The organism is Streptomyces sp. NPDC058195, assembly GCF_042883525.1.
GTDB lineage: Bacteria > Actinomycetota > Actinomycetes > Streptomycetales > Streptomycetaceae > Streptomyces.
Genome location: NZ_JBHVVM010000007.1, coordinates 253,943 through 271,566, shown reverse-complemented (window position 1 = coordinate 271,566; position 17,624 = coordinate 253,943). Strand labels below are relative to the sequence as shown.

The following is a 17,624-nucleotide window of genomic DNA, read 5'->3' as shown; positions in this document are numbered from 1 at the left end:
GTTCGAAGGGGACGTCGGGCCTACTCGGAAGCGGGAAGCACCTCGGGGAACTGGTGGTCGGTGCGGACCAGGCCGTCCGCCCCGAGCATCAGGTACTCCGTGCCCCGGGCGGCCGGGGGCCCGCCCGCCGAAGGCACCATGTCCCAGGTGATCCGCAGCGCGTCGTGGTTGTGCGAGGAGGAGTGGAGCCGGAAGACGAAGCCCTTCGCCACGAATTCCTCGTACGCCTCGCGCACAGCCGTCTCGACGCCGTCGCGACCCCGGAATTCCTGGCCGGTGTTGGCATAGAGGGCGTCCTCGGCCCACACCGTCTCGACGGCCTGACGTCGGCGTTCTGGGTCCTTCTCGTTCCATACAGCGATATAGCGGTCCACGAACCCGGTGCTGCTGCTCAACGCGATATTCCTTTCACGGGAATTGACACAGTGGGATTCCTGGCCGACCGGTCAGGGCCGTCAGCGTTTCACCCGGCCGACGCACTGTCCATTACCTGCCATGTAATACGGGTATGGGGAAACCGGGTTCGCGGGCGGCGCGTCAGCCGGTCGTCAGCACTCGGTCAGCCGGACCGTTGAGGCTGCTGTGCGGCTCACGTCGTCCTTGTCCCAGGAGTTGAATCCATGGCGGACTTCCCTGTCCAGCGGCTCGAAAGCTGTCTCGTCATCGCCAACCCCCGGGCGGGTTCGGTGACCCGGGAGCTGATCGACGACGTGGCCGAGCGCTGCGCGCACCACGCCGACGTGCGGCTGGCGTGGACCGCGGGGCGCGGCGACGCCACCGCGATCGCGGCCCAGGAGGCGGCGCTCGCGCGGGGCCCCGGCGTGCGCGCGGTGGTCGCGGTGGGCGGTGACGGAACCGTCCTGGAGGTGGTCGAGGGCCTGGTGGGCGCCGGACGTGCGCCGGACGGCGTGGCCCTGATGGTGGTCCCGGGCGGCACCGGGAACTCCGACTACCGCTCCCACTGGGGCGAGCGCCCCTGGCAGCAGTCCCTCAAAGAGGCGCTCGGCGACGGCACCGTGACCCCGCACAGGCTCGACCTGGCGAGGGTAAGGGAGTCGGGTGAGCTGATCGTGCTCGGTGCGGGAGCCGGCCTCACCGCCGAAGTGCTGCGCAGCGCCCGGGGCATCGAGCTGCGCGGCAAGGACCGGCTGCGGGCCGGACTCGACCACGCGGCGGCGCGGTACGTCCCCTTCCCCGGCCGTGTCACCGTCGACGGGATCGTGGTCCACGAGGGAGCGACGGTCCTGGCCAATGTCGGCGGCGGCCGGCACCGGGCCTGGCAGTTCCTCGTCCTGCCGGACTCCGTCCTGGACGACGGGCTGCTCGACGTCTGCGTGATGGGAACCGAGGTCCCCGCGACGGAGGTCCCGGAACTGCTGCGCACGGGTGCGCACATCGGCCTCGACGGCACGGTGTATGCCAGGGGGCGCAGGGTCGTCCTCGAACGCACCGACGGGCAGCCCCTCTGCTTCGAGCACGACGGTGAACTGATCGCGGACTGCGGATCCCGCCTCACCGTGGACGTCCTGCCGGGCGCCCTGCCCGTATTGTGCGCCCCGGCTGATCCCGCGGACGTCCGGTGACGGCGGCGGGCTCCCTCACCGGGGAGCTGGCGAACTGGGCGAGCGCCCTGCGCGTCGAGGACGTTCCGGACCGCGTCGTCGCACTCGCCAAAAGCCAGATCGTCTCCCAGCTCGCGGCGATCCGGGCGGGTGCGGCGCATCCACTGGGCGCCAAGCTGGTGCGAGCCTTCGGCAGTCCGCTGCAGGCCGACCCGGCGCGGGCGGCCTGTGTGCTCGCTGGCCTGGGCTCGTGGCTGAACCTGGACGACACCGCCTACGCGGGGCACCTGTCGAACTCGACCGTCGCCGTCCCCCTGGCGTTCGTCCGGGCCGGCCGGATGGACGGTGCCGCGCTGCTCGGCGCGGTGGTGGCCGCCAACGAGTGCGCCGCCCGGATCACGGCCGCCGCCACCCTGGGACCGTTCCGGGGCCAGACCGCCGCGCACACCAGTCTGGCCGGTGCGGTGGCCGGGCGGCTGCACTGCACAGGTGCGCCGGCGTCCGAATGGCGCGAGGCCCTGGGGCTCGCCCTCACGATGCCGCCCTGGACGCTGATGCACGGCTTCCTCGGTGGTGAGGCCCGGGTGCTCTCCGCCTTCGCCCCGGTACGGATGGCCATGGACGCCTGCGACGCCGCAGCCGTCGGAGTGACCTCGGCACCCGACATCCTGGAACATCCGCAGGGCTTTCTCGCCCGGTTCGCCACGGTGCCGCTGCCCGAGGCGGTCACGGCCGGGCTCGGCCGCCGCTGGCACACCGAAACGCTGTCGTTCAAGGTCCGGCCGGGCGGCCCCGGCATCGACAGCGCGGTGGACTGCGCCCTGGAGATCCGGCGGCTGGCGGCACGACAGCCCGTCGGCGTCCCCGGTTCCCCGGAGGCGTCCGGCACCGCCGGCCCGGAGAACATCGAGGAGGTGGTGGTGGAGACGTCGTACTACACGATGCACGCCGCCCGGCTCGCCGAAGCGCACGACCAGCAGTCACTGACTCCGGCGAGCGTCCTGCCGCTGTCCGTCCCCTACGCGGTGGCGACCGCGCTGATCGAGGGTGACCTCACGGTGGCCGACTTCGCCGCACCGGCCACCGAGGACGCCCGGCGGTGGCAGCTCGCGAAGCGGGTGCGGATGGTGGAGGACCCGCTGATGACCCGCGACCTCCTGCACAGCGAAGCCCCGTTCGGGGAGGCGCTGCGGCAGGCGGGGGACCGGGGGGCGCAGTGGCTGGACGGCTTCGCGGGTCCGCGGGCGGCCCGGCTCCTCGGCCGTCCCGGCGAACCCGTCCCCGACTTCCGGCACGCCACCAAGCACACGGGGGCGCGCGTCACCGTGCGATGGGCCGACGGAAGGTCGCTCTGCGCGCGCCGGGACATCCCGATCGGTGCCGCGGGCCCGGACACGCGGGCCCGCCACCGGGCACTGGTCGAGGAGAAGTTCCGTGCCGTGGGAGGAGGGGCGGAAGTCGCGCGGGCCTGTGCGGAGCTGGAGTCGGCGGGGCCCGAGCAGGTGTCGGACCTGCTGACGGCCGCTCTGACGGCCGAATGACCGCGAGCGAGCGGGCGGAACGGGTGAGGGGCGGGGCGACACCCCATCGGGTCGCCCCGCCCCGCCCCTCATCCGTTTCCTCGTCCGGACCTCAGAGCTGACTCGGCTCCCTCAGCAGCCGTGCGTCCAGCGCCCGGACGGCCGCGTCCCCCTCCCGGGCGAGGGCCTGGTCGTCCGGCAGCCCGATGATCGCCATGAGCAGTTCGACCAGGGAATTCTGCAGGGTCTCGACGCTCTGGTACTCCTGGGACATCTTCTTCTCCTCAGGTCGGTTTCTCCGGCAGCGTTCGGGACGGTTCGCGTCAGAACGCGTTGCAGGCACGGAAGATATGCGCGAAGGCGGAAAGCGATGCACAACCGTCGAAAGCGACGTACTCGGGTATCCGGAGCTGCGGTGCCCACTTCTCCTTGTACGCCAATTGGGACTTCGCCGGGTAGAGCTGTTCCCCGTGTTCCCACAGAAAATGCATGAGCCATCTGAAGGAAGGGCTGTGTCCAGGCAGTTCGAGGCTCTCGTCCAGGCCGGTGAACGGAGTGAAGCCAAAATGCAGCCATTCCACTTCCTCGGCCCTGAGCGTCTCGATCGCATGGGCGTTGATGGCTTCCATGAGGCCGGGTGATCCGCCGGGAATGCGTCGGCTGAGATCGTGCATCCAGCCGGCCCGGCTGCCAAAGACCGGCGCGTACGAGATATAACCCACGGGCCGGTCCTCGATCGTTCCGAGGAATAACCTCCGGTGCTCCTGCGCGGGACCTCCGATCTGGCCGACCAGGAACTCCAGCGCACGGGCGTCGCTGTTCTTCGTCGCCAGCCAGGCGTTGTCGATCCCCGACAGCTGCTCCCGCCATTCACCGGCTTCGACCTCCGTCACCCGCAGACCGCTGCGGAGGGCCCGGGAGATCTTGTTGCGCAATTGCATGAACCGGGTGCCGCGCAGTGTGAAGTCGGGCAGGCGCACGGCCCATGAGGCCCCGATCTGGTTCACGGTGAAGCCGCTCCCGGCGTATACCGCGGCGTCCTCGTGTTGCAGCTGCACGCCCACGACCAGCAGATCCTGCTGGTGCGCGTAGGCCACGAACCGGCGCAGCAGCTCTTCGTAGGAGCCCTTGTCCGCGAAGGGGCCGCCGAACTGCACCAGGAAGCGGCCGGTGCGGCGGTAGACGATGACGCCTTCGGCGGCGGGCGAGGTGAAGACCTCGTTCCCGCTGTTCAGCGTCAGAAAGGAGCTTGGGTTCTCGGCTTGCGTGTGCCGGCGGACGGCATGCAGGACCTGAGTGTCCAAGGATGTGGGCGCGGGCATGCTCTGCTCCCTGCTCGGTGTGGCTGGACAGAGAAAGTAGAGCAGTTACTTTTGCCCGCCGAAAGAGGGGACATGGGAACGTCAGGCAGGCGTCAGGTGCGTATCAGAAGCGTCTGTCAAGGTTATTCAGGAGAACGGCCCAGAGGTGTGGACCGGGAGTGAGGAGAGGTGCCCGGAGCGGCTTATCGGGGTCCACGCGCAGTCGGTGGTCTGGCTTACGCCTCCGCAGGTTCGAATCCTGCCCTCTCCGCGTAGCGCAGTCTGCACAAGGCACGCCTCGGCCCGGTCGCGGTGTCAACGCAACCGGGCCCTTTGGCGTCCGCCGGCCCCTGAAGGGGATCCGGAGACCAGGAGTCAGAGAGATGTCAGTGCCGGGTCAGGCCCCGCTGAAAGGATCGATTTACACCGCACGTGATGCGCGGCTGCACATGATGTCGATCGGCAGGCCCGTCTCGCGTGCCGGTAAATCCGGGAAGGCATGTTGATGCGTGAAAAGCCACTGCTCAGCTACAAACTCTACATAGCCGGCAAGGACATCGACGGCGACGGCTGGGTCTATACGGTCAGTTCGCGGTCCTTGCTGGAGGACGTCTTCACCAGCGTCAGCCTGAAGCGGCAACTCGAACGCGATCCGGAATCCGAAGCCGCCGAGCACCCCTACATCGCGGGACGCTGCGCGGTCGCGGGCGACTCCGCGATCGACCTGGCGACCGAGGCGGCGGCCGCGGCGGCACCCGGATGGGCCGCGGTGCCGCTGGAGCGCCGGATGAGCCTCGGCGCCCGCTTCCGCGAGGAGCTGGTCCGCCGACAGGACGAGTTCGTCGAGATGCTGGTGACCGAGGCCCACCCCGTGCGACTCGCGCGCTGGGAACTGAGCTGTCTGCTCCAGGTCTTCAGCGAGGAGAGCCTGGAGTGGTACCGCAGCCAGATGCACACCGAGTTCCGGCACGGCGGCCGGAGACTGATCGTGCGCAGACAACCCGACGGTGTGGTCGCCTTCAACCCGCCCCAGAACGCGCCCGCCCCCAGCGCGGCGCTCGCGGTCCTGGCGCTGATGTCCGGCAACAGCGTCGTCGTGCGTGCCCCGCGCAGCATCGCGCTGAGCACGATGTGGCTGATGCGGGATGTGGTCGGACCGCTCCTCGACGAGGCCGGCGCCCCGCCCGGCGTGCTCAACGCGGTCTGCTCCAACCCCCGTCAGACACTGGACCGCTGGCTGGCGCACCCGCTGATCGACGACATCTTCTACATCGGCGGCAGCCAGGAAGGACTGCGCTTCCAGGAGCAGTGCGTGGCCGCCGGGAAGAAGCCCATCCTCGAACTCGCCGGCAACGACGGCATCGTGGTGTGGGAGGACGCCGACATACCGAAGGCCGCCGAGGCCATCTCCGAGGCGTTCTACGGCTCCGGCCAGATCTGCATGGTTCCCAACTACGTACTGGCCCACCCGAGGATCGCCGACCGGCTCATCGCCGAGGTGGCCGCGCGCGCCGCGGAGGTACGGCCCGGATACCCCGAGGACGAAGACGTCCTGCTGTCCCCCGTACGCCGCAGCGAACGCTTCTTCTCGCTCCTGCAGGGCGCGCTCGACCAGGGCGCCGAACTGGTCACCGGCGGGCGGCGCACCGAGCTGGACGGGACCGAGTCGGAGACCGGCGTGTTCCTCCAGCCCACGGTGCTGCGGGTCGACGGCCTGGTGGCCGCCCGGAGCTTCGACGTCGTCCGGCACGAGACGTTCTTCCCGCTGCTGCCGATCGTCGTCCCCGAACCCGCCGGTGACACGGAACTCCTCGACGATTTCGTCGCCTTCGTCAACGGCAACGCGTACGGACTGCGCAACTCCCTGTGGGCCACGTCTCCCGGGGTGATCGACTCCTTCGTGGGGCGCGTCGTCAACGGCGGGCTGCTGAAGGTGAACGATTCGCACATCGGCTTCCTGCCCTACCTCCCCAGCCACGGCGGAACCGGCCTGACCGGCGGAGTCTTCGGCGAGGCCAACTACCCGATGCTCAAGACCTCGCACGTCCAGGGAGTGAGCATCGCGCACGGCGTCAGCCCGCGCGACGCGGTCTTCGGCTCCTGACCTTCCTCCATCCGCCCCGAGCGCGACGGCGTACTACTTGGTATTGGAGACTCCATGCGTTCCCTCGAACTCGCCCGTGACCTCGCCGAGCAACGCCTCCCCGGCCTGGTCAAGGCCCTGGCGGCCATTCCGTACGCGGAGCGGGAGGCATCGGGCAGCCAGGTGATCGGCCTCTTCCGTGACCACGGGGGAGCGGGACTCCTGGTCCCGACGGAGTACGGCGGCCTGGGCGTCGACGTACTGGAGGCGGTGCGGGTGCAGCGTGCCGTGGGATCGCTGTCGCCCTCGCTCGCCGCGGCGACCGCCATGCACCACTTCACGGTCGCGATGCTGTACGCGCTGGCGGCGGACCCCGGCCGGCTGACCGACGCCGTGCTGGAGGTGCTGCACGATGTGGCCCCGGGCCCCCGGCTGATGGCCTCGGGATGGGCCGAGGGACGTACCCAGCAGAACATTCTCGTCCCCGCGGTGACCGCCACCAGGGCCGACGGCGGCTATCTGCTGAACGGCTCCAAGAAGCCCTGCAGTCTCGCGGGCTCGATGGACCTGCTCACCGCGAGCATCGCGGTGCCGGGCGCCGACGGCACCCCGGAACTGGCCCTGGCGCTGCTCCCCGCCTCTTCGCCCGGCCTGTCGGTACACCCCTTCTGGGCGAACGAGGTGCTGGCCGCGGCCGAGAGCGACGAAGTGCGCCTCGACGGCGTCTTCGTCCCGGACGAACTCGTGATCACCACGTCCACCGAGGACCCGCACCGCCTGGAGGACCTCCAGTCGGCGGGTTTCGCCTGGTTCGAACTCCTGGCGTCCGCAGGCTACGCGGGCGCGGCGACGGCTCTCGCCGACCGCGTCATCGAACGCGGGCGCGGCAGCACGGCGGACCGGGCGGACCTCGCCCTGAAGGTCGAGTCGGCCTTCGCGCTGCTGGAGGGCGCGGCCCGCACGCTGCGGGACGGACAGCAGGGCGAGGCAGCGGTCGCCACGGTGCTGGTCGCCCGGTACGCCGCCCAGGAATCCCTGGCACAGGCCGCCGACCGGTCCCTGGAACTGCTCGGCGGCATCGACTTCATCAGGTCGGACGAGAACACCCGGCTGGCCGCCGCCGTGCGCCCCCTCGCATTCCACCCGCCGGGGCGGGCCTCGGCACAGGAACCGCTGCTGAAGTGGTTCACCGGCGAGCCGCTGGAGCTGTCGTGACCCCGGACCACCACCACCGCCCGACCGCCACCGCGCCGCCCCCGGCGCGCCCGTCCATGGGAGCCGTGTGATGACAGCCCTGTCCGAAGACCGAGCCCCGGTGGACACGGAGGAGGAGATCCTCGGCCTCTACCGGGCGCACCTGAGCAAGGGCCGGGCCACTCTCGCCGAACTCTTCGGCAGCCACATGGAGACCGAGTCCTGCGGGGCCTGGCTGACCACGAGCGACGGCGAGCGGTTTCTCAACGCCGGGGGCTACGGGGTCTTCATCATGGGCGCCCGGCACCCCATGGTGATCGAGGCCGTCGAGCGCCAGCTGCGCACGCACCCGACCGCCACCCGGATTCTGCTGGAGCCGACGGTGGCGCGTGCCGCCGAAGCGCTGGTCTCCATCACACCGCCCGGCCTCGACCGGGTGCACTTCGCGCTCTCCGGCGCCGAAGCGGTCGAGACCGGCCTCAAGCTGGCCCGTGCCAAGGGCCGCAAGCGCACCGTCTCGATGTCCGGCGGGTACCACGGCAAGACCCTCGGGGCCCTGTCGGCGACGGCGAAGGAGGTGTACCAGAAGCCCTTCCGGCCGCTGGTCCCCGACTTCACGCACCTGCCGTACGGAGACGCCGACGCCCTGAAGCAGGAGCTCGCCGCGCACCCCGGAGAGGTCTGCGTCATCATCGAGCCCGTCCAGGGCGAGGGAGGCGTGATCCTGCCTCCCGAGGGCTACCTCAAGCGTGTCGAGGAACTCGTGCGGGAGTACGACGGCTTCCTCATCCTGGACGAGGTGCAGTCCGGCTTCGGCCGCCTGGGGGAGTGGTGGGGGGCCGACATCGACGGCGTCGTCCCCGACGTCCTCCTCACGGGCAAGGCTCTGGGCGGCGGTGTGCTCCCGGTCTCGGCGGCGGTGGCCACCCGTGAGGCGTTCCGGCCCTTCGACAAGGACCCGTACGTCCACACGGCCACGTTCTCCGGACAGCCGGTGCTGATGGCAGCGGTCCAGGGGGCGATCCGGGCCGTGCAGGAGGAACGGCTCGTCACCCGGGCCGCCGACCTGGGGGCCCGGCTGCTGCCCCGGATCACCGAGATCGCCCGGCGCAACATCCCCGACCTGCTCGTCGACGTACGGGGCCGAGGGCTGCTGATCGGTGTGGAGCTGGTCGAAGCGGGACTCGCCGGGGAGCTGCTCATCGAGCTGTTCAACCACGGGGTCGTCGCCAACCACTCCATGAACGGCAGCTCGGTGGTGCGGTTCACCCCGCCGGCCATCCTCAGCGACCACGACGTGAACCATCTGCTCGACTCCTTCGACAAGGCCACCCGCGACCTCATCAGTGGCTCGGCCACACTGCCCGGAAGGCGGTAACCCCCGTGCGACATGTCGAACTGGACGTCACAGTGCGCTGCGAGAAGGCGCTGACCGTGTACGACAACGTGCTGCGCTGGGAGCGGTACCCCGAACTCGCCCCGCACGTCCGGTCGACCACCGTGCACGCCACCCACCCGGCGCAGCAGTGCAGTTCCAGCTGGGAACTCCACTTCCGCAGCGGGCTGTTGCGCTGGACGGAGGAGGACCGCTTCGACCGTGAGGGCCTGGAGATCCACTTCACCCAGGACGACGGAGACTTCGACAGCTTCACCGGCACCTGGCGGATCGTGCAGGAAGGCGACGACGTGGCCGTCCGCTTCGAGGCCGCGTTCGACTTCGGCATCCCCAGCCTCGAAGGCATCCTCGACCCGATCGCCGAGCGGGTCATCAAGGAGACCGTGGCCTGGGCCGTCACCGGACTGTTCCCGCAGTCCGAGGTGCACGGCGAAATCGACCTGTCCGCTCCCGGCGCCGGTGTGCCCGCCACCGCTTGAGCCCGGCCGCCGCGCATCGCGGCGAGAATCAGGAGACCAACCGTGGACCAGGCCAATCCCTTCGAGACCCCCAGAACCTTTTCGCTGCACCGCGCCGAGTACCTGGTCGGCCTCGCGGTGTCGACCGGGCTGATCATCGCGCACCTCGACGAGATCCGGTGGCTGCCGGCGATCGCGCTGTTCCTCTACATCGACCTGATCGGCTACATCCCGGGAGCCATAGCCTTCCGGCGCAGCGGTGGCAGGCCCATCGCCAAGACGTACTACGTCCTTTACAACGTGATGCACAGCCTCATCACGCAGGCCGCCGTCGCGGCCCTGTGGTGCTGGCTGGCCGGGCCGGAGTGGGCGCTGCTGGTTCTGCCGTTCCACCTGTTCGGCGACCGCGGACTGTTCGGCAACTTCATGAAGCCCTTCGCGTTGCCGTTCGAACCTGTCCGGCAGAAGGGGTACCTGAGGCTCCTGGACGACCTCGGCGTCGCTCACCCGAAGCCTGTCGGACACGAGCAGGTACCGGAACCCGTCGGCCATGTGCCCGCTGCCCGGACCACGGTCGAGGTGCCGGAGCGGGCCGCGGCCGAGGGGATCCGGTGATCACGGCCGCCGGGGCCCACCCCGTACAGCGCGAGGCGCTGCGGCGGCTGGCGGCGCCCGTGGCGGTGCTCACCGTCTCGCACGGGGGACGCCCGCACGGCACGACGGTCAGCAACGTCAGCCGGGTCTCCAGGGTTCCGCTGCTGATGGGCGCCTGCCTGCGGTCCGGCTCCTCCTTCGCCGGACTGGCGGCCGCCGAGGGGCGATTCTCCATCAACGTGCTCGACAGCGAACAGGAACACCTGGCGCGCTGGTTCGCCGACAGCACGCGCCCCGAAGGCGTCGAGCAGTTCGCCGGGCTGCCCTGGCTGACCGACGAGTTCACCAGAGCTCCCCGGATAGAAGGGGCCCTCGCCCACTACTCCTGCCGGGTTTCCGGCCGCTTCGCCATCGGCGACCACGAGGTGCTGCTCGGCCAGGTGGTCCGCGCGGACCACGGCCCCGGGGAACCGCTGCTCAGCTACGCGGGCGGGCTCTTCGCGGCGGGCCTGCGACCGGCGCGGGCCGACGGGCCCCAGGACGTTGCCGTGCCCAAGACACTCTCCCCGGAAGGATGACGCAGGACGATGACCACCACTCCCCACGACACCACCACGTCGCCCGAGGCCGACTGGGATGCCGCACCCGGGCTCCTCGAGGGCGCCATGAAGCTCACCCTCGGCCCGGAGGACTGCGACCTCGCCTACTGGATCACCTCCGTCGCCCAGGGCACCCTGCGCGACCGCGGGGTGACCGGGCACCACCGGGACGCGGGCGTACCCGGCTTCCTCAGGGCCCCCGGACCGCTGCGCGAGGCGCTCGTCCTGGAGTTCGGGTTCCGGGGCCTGTCCGAGGAGATCGCCACCCGGCTGCTCGGCCACTACGTACCGATCGCCCCCGGCGTCCCGGAGATGGAGTTCTACTCCACCCAGCTGATCGACGAGGCCCGGCACGCCCGGGTGTTCCGCAACCACCTGGTGGAGCTCGGAATGCCGGCGGCGACGCTGGTCGAGGACATCCACGAGATGGCCGCCGACTACCGGCGCCGGGTGCTCCAGCCCGTGGAGGACTTCACCCTCGGCATCGTCCGCGACCAGAAGGACTTCATCGGAGGCGTGGCCGTGTTCGCCATCGTCATCGAGGGCGTGCTGGCTCCCGCGGCCGAACTGAGCGAGCGCAAGTGGACGCCGCTGTCCCCGGCCACCGGAGAGATCTCCCGCGGCACCGCGATCGACGAGATCCGGCACCTGACCGTGGCCAGCACCCTCCTCAAGGACCACCTGGCCGCGCACCCGGAATCCCGTGACAGGGTCCTGGAGATCATCCGCGACGGGGCGCGACTGTGGGACGAGGTTCCCGACCGTGAGTTCGTCATCCATCGTGAGGAACTGTTCCAGGTGGGGATGAGCCAGCACGCGGAGGCGATCGGCGACTACGAGATCTGGCCCGGCGTCCGGATGCTCGACACGACCCCCGAACAGCGCTATGACATGGCCGAGCAGTGGACGGGCGAGATGGCGCGCAGCCGGCTGGAGTACATGGGCCTGCCCCTGGACGCGCTCGACGGCCCGGGGCCCGGGGCAACGGCGTGAGCGGCACGCCTCCCGGCGTACCGGGGCGCACCGGACCGGCGGCGGTGATCGCCGGGATCGGTTCCCATCTGCCGCCCGACGTGGTGACCAACGACGATCTCTCGGCCCGCCTGGACACGAGCGACGAGTGGATCCGCAGCCGTACCGGAATTGCCACCCGGCACATGGTCTCCCCGGGCACGGCCACCTCTGACCTGGCGGTGGAGGCAGGCGCCAGGGCATGGGACTCGGCGGGCGGCCTCCGCCCGGACGCCCTGGTCCTCGCGACCACGACACCCGACCGCCCCTGCCCGGCCACCGCTCCCGAGGTGGCCGCGCGGCTGGGGCTCACCGGCATCGCCGCCTTCGACATCTCGGCGGTGTGCACCGGTTTTCTCTACGGGCTGGCGACCGCCGGGGGACTGATCGCGTCGGGAGTGGCCGAGCGGGTGCTGCTGATCGCGGCGGACGCCTTCACCACGATCATCGACCCGCAGGACCGCGGCACCTGCGTGATCTTCGCCGACGGAGCGGGCGCGATGGTCCTGCGCGCGGGTACGCACGAGGAGCCGGGGGCGATCGGCCCGACCGTGCTGGGCAGCGACGGGACGCTCAGCGACCTGATCGAGGTCCCCGCGGGCGGCTCCCGCCAGCGTTCCTCGGGCATCGCGGCCGGTCCCGGGGACAGCTGGTTCCGGATGCGCGGGCGCGAGACCTACCGGCATGCGGTGGACCGCATGACCGCGGCGTCCCGGCAGGCGGTCGCGGCCGCGGGCTGGAGCACCGAGGACGTCGACAGACTGGCCGCGCATCAGGCCAACGCCCGCATTCTGGGCACCGTCGCCCAGGAGCTGGGCATCCCGGCGGAGCGCCGGCTCTCCAACATTGAGCATGTCGGCAACACCGGCGCCGCATCTATCCCGCTGCTGCTCGCGCAGTCGGCCGCCGAGGGCTCCCTGCTGCCCGGCCACCGGGTGCTGCTCACCGCCTTCGGCGGCGGGCTGGCCTGGGGCGCGAGCACCGTGGTCTGGCCCGACGTCAAGCCCGGCTGACGAGCGGCGGGCCGGGCCCGTCCGTCGGCACGCACGGAAACCGAATCCCGAGGAGGACGACATGTTCGAGACACTCAAGGAAATCCTGGTCAGCAAGCTCAAGGTGACGCCCGAACAGGTCACGCCCGAAGCCACCCGCGAGGACGTCGAACTGGACTCGCTGGCGATCGTCGAGCTGTCGCTGGTCCTGGAGAAAGAGCTGAACATGGTCATCAGCGATGACGAACTGCTCGAACTCCCCACCATCGGGGCCATGGCCGAGCTGATGGAACAGCGGAGCGCGAAGGTCTGATGACACACACCGACATCGCGGTCAGCGGCCTTGGCCTGGTGACGCCGGGCGGAGTCGGTACACGGGAGAGCTGGGCGGCGGTTCTCGCGGGCCGCCCAGCCGCCCAGCTCGACCCTTCCCTGAAGGGAGGGCCGGTCCAGCTCGCCTGCCGTGTACCGGATTTCGACCCCGAGAAGTTGCTGGGAGCCCGCCGCTCCCATCGGCTGGACCCCTTCGTGCAGTTCGCCTTGGTCGCCGCCCGGGAAGCGGTGGCGGATGCCGGGCTCGACCCGGCGAAGTGGGACGGCGCCCGGGTCGGTGTGGTGCTCGGCTGCGCGGACGGCGGCCCGGGCACCGTGGAGACCCAGCACCGGGTGCTCCTGGAGGAGGGCCCCTCCCGGGTCTCTCCGCTGCTGCTTCCCATGCAGCTGCCCAACATGCTGGCCGGGCAGACGGCCATCGAATTCGGTGCCACCGGCCCCAACCTCGTGGTGGCCACGGCATGCGCCTCCGGGGCGACGGCCATCGGCACGGCGCGGGACCTGCTGCTGCTCGACCGCTGCGACATCGTCCTGGCCGGGGGCAGCGAGGCCATGATCACCCCGCTGGTGATGGCCGGCTTCGCGAAGATGGGCGCGCTGTCGCGACGCGAGGACGACCCGGCGAGTGCGTCCCGGCCGTTCGACGTCGGCCGCGACGGATTCGTGGCGGGTGAGGGCGCCGGAGTGCTCGTGCTGGAGCGCGCCGCGGACACCCGCGCCCGCGGCGCCCGCGTCCGGGCCCTGATCGCCGGATACGGTGCCGGTGCCGACGCTCATCATGTGACCAGCCCCCATCCCGACGGCCGGGGGGTCGAGACGGCGGTGCGGCGGGCCTTGGCGGACGCGGGTGCGCGCCCGCAGGACGTCCACCACGTCAACGCGCACGGCACCTCGACCCCGATGAACGACCTGGCGGAGGCTCAGGCACTGCGTCGCGCGCTGCCCGATGGGCCCCTGGTCAGTTCGACCAAGGGCGTCACGGGGCACCTCCTGGGTGCGGCGGGCGCGGTGGAGGCGGCGTTCGGTGTCCTGTCCGTCGAGCAGGGGGTGGTCCCGCCCACCGCGGGGCTGCGTACGCTCGATCCACGCATCGACATCGAGGTGCCGACCGTGGCAACCCGTGCCCGCGTCGATCTGGTCCTGAGTAATTCCCTCGGTTTCGGCGGGCAGAACGCGGTCCTGGCGATTTCGAAGCCCTGATCTTCGGCTCACCGGTTGCCGTGCCGCTGGAAAAGGGCTGCCCGGAGGCGTCGGTGACGCTGGTGAAAGCCCCGGGTCCGCATACCGGATTCGGCGGGATGGGGCCCGACGGCGAACCTCCCGAAAGGGCGAGCGGTCGTCTCCCGGACGGCGGCTGACTGCCGTCGTCCAGGAGACGGCCTGGTCTGCTACCGCGCCAAGGGCGAAAGGTGCAGTGACGGTGCCTGATTGAGTATTTCCCTAAAGCGCAGCTCGAGTTGCTGGGACGGTTCCATGCCCAGCTCGTCGACCAGCCGGCTGCGCACCCGGTTGTAGGCCTCGATTGCCTCCGCCTGGCGGCCGCACCGGTAGAGCGCTAGCATCAGCATTTCGGTGATGCGTTCGCGCCAGGGGTGTATGATGCTCACCCTTTTTAGTTCCCCGATGACACGCACGGGGTCGTCGCAGTCGATACCGAGAGCGAGTTTCTCTTCCAGCGTGCTGAGGTACTCCTCCTCCAGCTGGAGTGCCACGCTCTGGCACAGCGGACCGGAAGCCGCGTCCTGCAGCGGCGATCCTCGCCACAGGTTCAAGGCCTTGTCCAGTGCCGTGTAAGCAACGTGCGGATTGTACGGCGCGGCGGCCCGCGCTTCCGCTGTGAGATCCCGGAAGACATTCAGATCAAGAGCCTCCGGTCGGATGTTCAGAACGTAGCCTGTGGCGCGGGTGGCCAATAGGGGCGGATCACTCTCGCTGCCCGCCAGTCCGTGAAGCGTCCGACGCAGTCGGTAGACGTGGGCCTGCAGTGAGTTCTCTGCGGTGGTGGGCGGGTTCTCGCCCCATAACTCCGTGTACAGCTGAGGCGCGGAGAGCGGTCTTCCGGAACTCACCAGCAGGCTGGCCAGCAGTGAGCGCTGTCTTGATCCGGATATGCTTCGGAAGCGCCCTCCCGTCTCGACTCCGACGGAGCCGAGCACTTTAAACCTCACGTTCGTTTCTTCTAGCACGCAAGACCCATCCTTAACGGAGCGTTAAGGAGTTGGATGCCTGAGGCGGGTTTTCGATCTATCGCGGAGTCCGGCTGGTAACTGAATCCCAAACCGGCCTTCGATTCTTTTCGCCATCGCCAACTCCGTCATGAACGGACAACTCGACCGTCGGTCCTATTTACTTGCATTCCTCGTGTGACCCGCAAGAGTGAATCTAGAATTTTCGTCGAGAACGAGACAGGCGGAGTCAGGCGGATCCGGGGCTGGGGATGGCAGTGCAAAGAGGTTCATAAATGGCCACATCGACCGGGGATGGCGGTCCGGGAGCCGCCTCCGGCGGTCGGCACTATGGCTGGTTTCTGTCATCCGGAGGAATGTGGATGCTTCGTCCCCGGTTTAGCGCCTGAGAGGCAGATGATCGCCCGCGATTCGCCGAATCCTTATTACCTGAGAAGTAATTGACGCGGGCTGCTGGATCAGGGAGCGTAGAGGGATGACTTTCTTCACGTCCGGGGACGGGACGAATCTCTTCTATAACGACTGGGGTAATGGAAAACCGGTCGTCCTGCTTGGTACCGCCATGATGAGTTCGCGCATGTGGGAGTTCCAGGCATCTTTCCTGGCCGCTCATGGGTTCCGGTGCGTCACGTATGACCGGCGTGGTTGCGGACGCTCGGACCAGCCCTGGGAGGGTTACGACTACGACACGCTCGCCGACGATCTCGCGGCTCTTCTCGAACACCTCGACGTCGTCGACGTGACCCTCGTGGGATACGCGGTGGGCGGCGGAGAGGCGGTGCGCTACCTGAGCCGGCACGGCACGGACCGGATCTCCCGGCTTGCCCTGGTCGGTTCGACCACGCCCTTCATGATGAAGGCACCCGACAACCCCGAAGGGCTGGACCCGGAGCTCTTCGAAGGTCTGACGGAGGGGATGGTCAAAGACCGGCCGCGCTGGGCCGCCGGACTCGCCACGCAGTTCTTCGGAGGAGCTGACGGGGGCCCGGACCGGTCACCCCTCTCACCCGAACTCACCAACTGGTTCGCCGAGTTGGCTCTGGACTGCTCGCCGCGAGCGGCGCTGGAGATCTATCGCACCCTCTTCGCCACCGACCAGCGCAGCGAGATCACCAAGATCACGTTGCCCACGCTGATCGTCCACGGCACCGCTGATGCGGGCGCCCCCTTCCGTCTGTGCGGCGAGGCGACTGCGGCGTTGATGCCCGGGAGTGCGTTCATTCGTTACGAGGGTGCGGCGCACGGGTTGTTCGCCACTCACGCGGACCGGTTCAACGCGGATCTGCTGGCCTTCTCGGCGGAGTGATGAGCGGCTGGAGGGATGCGATTCCGGACGTGCCGTTCTGTTCGAGCCGTTCCTTCGCGGCTGCCCCGAAAGCGTCGGCTGTCCGCTGGTCGGCCGGATGCATCGTTTCCAGGGAGAGTTCCGCCACGGTGATGTCCGTGGCGCAGCCGAAGGTGGCGATGGTGCTGAACAGGGTCAGTTCGGTGCCCAGTCCCCGCACGCGGATCGAAGCGACGATCGTGTCGGACAGGTCGTGCCCGCTGACGGGAGAAGTGTCGGGCCAGTACGCGGAGACCTCGTCGTACAGCCGCCTGAGACTCTCGCGCCCCGAGTAGACGGCCTGCCGGTAGAGGCGTCCGATGAGGTGCGTGCGCCATTCCTCGTGATTGACCACCTGGCGGACGAGACCTTCGGGGTGGAGGCAGATCCGCATGACGTTGCACGGCGGGACGAGGAGCTGGGGCGAGACCTCGCTCAGGAGCAGCTCCGTCCCGATGTTCAGCGCGGCGATGTTCTCGTCGGGATCCACCGCGAGTGCGGGGTACGGGGCGTGGGCACCCAGGATCCGGTCCATCGCCTCGCGCACGATCTTCAGCCGGGGTGCTTCCAGCGGGGTTTCCTGGAAGGACGGGGAGTAGCCCGCCGAAACGAGCAGCGTGTTGCGCTGCCGTAGGGGGATCTCCAGCTGGTCCGCCAGGCGCAGGACCAGCTCCCGGCTGGGCCGTGACCGGCCCGTCTCGACGAAACTCAGGTGCCGGGCGGAGGTGTTGGCGCGCTGGGCGAGCTCCCCCTGGGTGAGCATCATGCGTTGACGCCACTCCCGCAGGAGTGCCCCGATGCTGGTGTCCGTGCCTAAGACCGTCACGACGCGCAGTCTAGCAATCACCCTTGGCTGTCGTCAGTTCGCCTGAAGACAAGAGGGTGTGGTCTCCCCAGGGCCGTTCGCGTTTCCCCTTCCCGCGGTCTTCGCTCCGGGCTCCGGGGCAGGCCGGTGTGGCGTCCGGTGCTCCCGGCCGGTGATCAGGGAGACCCGCGCTGCGGGCGACCGGTGAGCCGAACGGGGGCGTGCGCGAGATGACCCGGCGTCAGCCGGGCATCAGCCGGGTGTCA

18 protein-coding genes and 1 pseudogene are annotated in these 17,624 nt (G+C 69.6%); 14 read left to right on the top strand and 5 right to left on the bottom strand.

Annotation, left to right across the window (positions count from 1 at the left end; all coding sequences use genetic code 11):
- Nucleotides 1-20: 20 nt before the first annotated feature.
- Nucleotides 21-395, bottom strand: a complete 375-nt coding sequence (locus ACFVWY_RS12215) for a nuclear transport factor 2 family protein (RefSeq protein WP_389870292.1) — start codon at nucleotides 393-395, stop codon at nucleotides 21-23.
- A gap of 225 nt (nucleotides 396-620) precedes the next feature.
- Between ACFVWY_RS12215 and ACFVWY_RS12210 the strand changes: the two genes are divergently transcribed.
- Entirely contained in the window at nucleotides 621-1,583 is a 963-nt protein-coding gene (locus ACFVWY_RS12210) for a diacylglycerol/lipid kinase family protein (protein WP_389870289.1), read from the top strand.
- The gene (locus tag ACFVWY_RS12205; RefSeq protein ID WP_389870286.1) at nucleotides 1,580-3,103 is read left to right on the top strand and encodes an MmgE/PrpD family protein; all 1,524 of its coding nucleotides are present in this window, start codon (nucleotides 1,580-1,582) and stop codon (nucleotides 3,101-3,103) included. Before ACFVWY_RS12210 ends, ACFVWY_RS12205 begins: the two co-directional genes overlap by 4 nt.
- Nucleotides 3,104-3,194: 91 nt before the next feature.
- Here ACFVWY_RS12205 and ACFVWY_RS12200 read toward each other — a convergent pair whose 3' ends face one another.
- Nucleotides 3,195-3,356, bottom strand: coding sequence for a hypothetical protein (locus tag ACFVWY_RS12200; protein WP_389870283.1), 162 nt, complete (start codon nucleotides 3,354-3,356; stop codon nucleotides 3,195-3,197).
- A 49-nt stretch (nucleotides 3,357-3,405) separates the two neighbouring features.
- Nucleotides 3,406-4,404 carry a bifunctional lysylphosphatidylglycerol flippase/synthetase MprF gene (locus tag ACFVWY_RS12195; RefSeq protein ID WP_389870280.1) on the bottom strand — a complete coding sequence of 333 codons (999 nt, stop codon included), beginning with the start codon at nucleotides 4,402-4,404 and terminating at the stop codon, nucleotides 3,406-3,408.
- A 162-nt stretch (nucleotides 4,405-4,566) separates the two neighbouring features.
- On the opposite strand from ACFVWY_RS12195, the pseudogene ACFVWY_RS12190 reads away from it, so the two are divergent.
- The 11 genes and pseudogenes from ACFVWY_RS12190 (at nucleotide 4,567) to ACFVWY_RS12140 (ending at nucleotide 14,243) form a co-directional block, all read left to right on the top strand.
- Nucleotides 4,567-4,654 (top strand): annotated as a pseudogene (locus ACFVWY_RS12190).
- A 234-nt stretch (nucleotides 4,655-4,888) separates the two neighbouring features.
- Nucleotides 4,889-6,487: an aldehyde dehydrogenase family protein gene (locus ACFVWY_RS12185; protein ID WP_389870278.1), complete on the top strand. Its 1,599-nt coding sequence runs from the start codon at nucleotides 4,889-4,891 to the stop codon at nucleotides 6,485-6,487.
- A gap of 54 nt (nucleotides 6,488-6,541) precedes the next feature.
- The gene (locus ACFVWY_RS12180; protein WP_389870275.1) at nucleotides 6,542-7,681 is read left to right on the top strand and encodes an acyl-CoA dehydrogenase family protein; all 1,140 of its coding nucleotides are present in this window, start codon (nucleotides 6,542-6,544) and stop codon (nucleotides 7,679-7,681) included.
- Between the two features lie 70 nt (nucleotides 7,682-7,751).
- Nucleotides 7,752-9,038 carry an aspartate aminotransferase family protein gene (locus tag ACFVWY_RS12175; RefSeq protein ID WP_389870273.1) on the top strand — a complete coding sequence of 429 codons (1,287 nt, stop codon included), beginning with the start codon at nucleotides 7,752-7,754 and terminating at the stop codon, nucleotides 9,036-9,038.
- Between the two features lie 5 nt (nucleotides 9,039-9,043).
- Nucleotides 9,044-9,535 (top strand): type II toxin-antitoxin system RatA family toxin, encoded by a 492-nt coding sequence (locus ACFVWY_RS12170; protein ID WP_389870271.1) that lies wholly within the window; start codon nucleotides 9,044-9,046, stop codon nucleotides 9,533-9,535.
- A gap of 42 nt (nucleotides 9,536-9,577) precedes the next feature.
- A complete protein-coding gene (locus ACFVWY_RS12165; RefSeq protein ID WP_389870270.1) occupies nucleotides 9,578-10,129 on the top strand; it encodes a hypothetical protein in 552 nt (183 codons plus the stop codon).
- Nucleotides 10,126-10,686 (top strand): flavin reductase family protein, encoded by a 561-nt coding sequence (locus tag ACFVWY_RS12160; RefSeq protein ID WP_389870267.1) that lies wholly within the window; start codon nucleotides 10,126-10,128, stop codon nucleotides 10,684-10,686. The genes ACFVWY_RS12165 and ACFVWY_RS12160 overlap by 4 nt, the downstream gene beginning before the upstream one ends.
- Nucleotides 10,687-10,695: 9 nt before the next feature.
- Nucleotides 10,696-11,700 (top strand): VlmB-like protein, encoded by a 1,005-nt coding sequence (locus tag ACFVWY_RS12155; protein WP_389870264.1) that lies wholly within the window; start codon nucleotides 10,696-10,698, stop codon nucleotides 11,698-11,700.
- Complete coding sequence (locus ACFVWY_RS12150) at nucleotides 11,697-12,731, top strand: beta-ketoacyl-ACP synthase III (RefSeq protein ID WP_389870262.1); 1,035 nt, start codon at nucleotides 11,697-11,699, stop codon at nucleotides 12,729-12,731. Before ACFVWY_RS12155 ends, ACFVWY_RS12150 begins: the two co-directional genes overlap by 4 nt.
- Nucleotides 12,732-12,792: 61 nt before the next feature.
- Nucleotides 12,793-13,023 carry an acyl carrier protein gene (locus tag ACFVWY_RS12145; protein WP_389870259.1) on the top strand — a complete coding sequence of 77 codons (231 nt, stop codon included), beginning with the start codon at nucleotides 12,793-12,795 and terminating at the stop codon, nucleotides 13,021-13,023.
- Nucleotides 13,023-14,243 (top strand): beta-ketoacyl-[acyl-carrier-protein] synthase family protein, encoded by a 1,221-nt coding sequence (locus ACFVWY_RS12140; protein WP_389870256.1) that lies wholly within the window; start codon nucleotides 13,023-13,025, stop codon nucleotides 14,241-14,243. The genes ACFVWY_RS12145 and ACFVWY_RS12140 overlap by 1 nt, the downstream gene beginning before the upstream one ends.
- Nucleotides 14,244-14,431: 188 nt before the next feature.
- Here ACFVWY_RS12140 and ACFVWY_RS12135 read toward each other — a convergent pair whose 3' ends face one another.
- A complete protein-coding gene (locus tag ACFVWY_RS12135; protein WP_389870254.1) occupies nucleotides 14,432-15,229 on the bottom strand; it encodes a BTAD domain-containing putative transcriptional regulator in 798 nt (265 codons plus the stop codon).
- Nucleotides 15,230-15,704: 475 nt separating this feature from the next.
- Here ACFVWY_RS12135 and ACFVWY_RS12130 point away from each other — a divergent pair, with 475 nt between their 5' ends.
- Nucleotides 15,705-16,535, top strand: coding sequence for an alpha/beta fold hydrolase (locus ACFVWY_RS12130; RefSeq protein WP_389870251.1), 831 nt, complete (start codon nucleotides 15,705-15,707; stop codon nucleotides 16,533-16,535).
- On the opposite strand, the gene ACFVWY_RS12125 is transcribed toward ACFVWY_RS12130, so the two are convergent.
- Nucleotides 16,501-17,379, bottom strand: coding sequence for a helix-turn-helix domain-containing protein (locus ACFVWY_RS12125; protein ID WP_389870248.1), 879 nt, complete (start codon nucleotides 17,377-17,379; stop codon nucleotides 16,501-16,503). The two genes, ACFVWY_RS12130 and ACFVWY_RS12125, sit on opposite strands and share 35 nt — an antisense overlap.
- Nucleotides 17,380-17,624 lie beyond the last annotated feature (245 nt).